Below are 602 nucleotides of genomic sequence, written 5' to 3'. Positions count from 1 at the left end.
AGCGTGCTGCGTCAGGAAGTACTCAGGGCAAGATTGTGCTCACGAATTTTTGATTCTCACTACTCCAGACTGTGATTCATTGAGGTTAGGTGAATCACAGTAAAATGAAGGTAATATGCTAATTATTCTAGGTTATGTTCACGTCGAGCCTTCTGTGTTGCGGCAATTTAAGGACGATATGAAGTTACTGGCTAACTCAGTGCGGGCGCGCGAAGGAAACATTTCGTACGATGTCGCCGTACAGGATTGTCTTGCAGGGAAACTGCTGATATCTGAGCGTTGGGAAAACCAGATTGCACTGAGTGCTCACCTTGAATCTGCCGAAACTGTAGCGTTTATTGATCGATGGCAGAATTCCATGAAAGGAGAGATTCTAAAGTATGACGTATTCAATGAAAGGGGGCTTATGGAATTATAATTAGACGCTATGACCTGTCCTCGTTAATTTGAACACGGCAATGTTAGTAATGCCTCTTAAACATTGAGAACAACTGTGAACTTCCGCTTTTCATAGCTGCCGGTCAAATATCTCCCATTCAGCATGAGAGCCAGCAGTCACCCGCTCTGATAGCCTGAATTGGCGGTGTTTCCAAAAGGTGAAT

Annotated in this window: 1 protein-coding gene; it reads left to right on the top strand. The window is 44.2% G+C overall.

Annotated elements, in window-relative coordinates; translation table 11 throughout:
* Positions 1 to 115: 115 nt before the first annotated feature.
* The gene (locus AC1DUO_RS26055; RefSeq protein WP_013578395.1) at positions 116 to 418 is read left to right on the top strand and encodes a putative quinol monooxygenase; all 303 of its coding nucleotides are present in this window, start codon (positions 116 to 118) and stop codon (positions 416 to 418) included.
* The last annotated feature ends 184 nt before the right edge of the window (positions 419 to 602 follow it).

The sequence above is a fragment of the Rahnella sp. P4_A8 genome (assembly GCF_056402435.1).
Note: the sequence above shows the minus strand (reverse complement) of the source record. Positions and strands in the feature narration are given on the sequence as shown.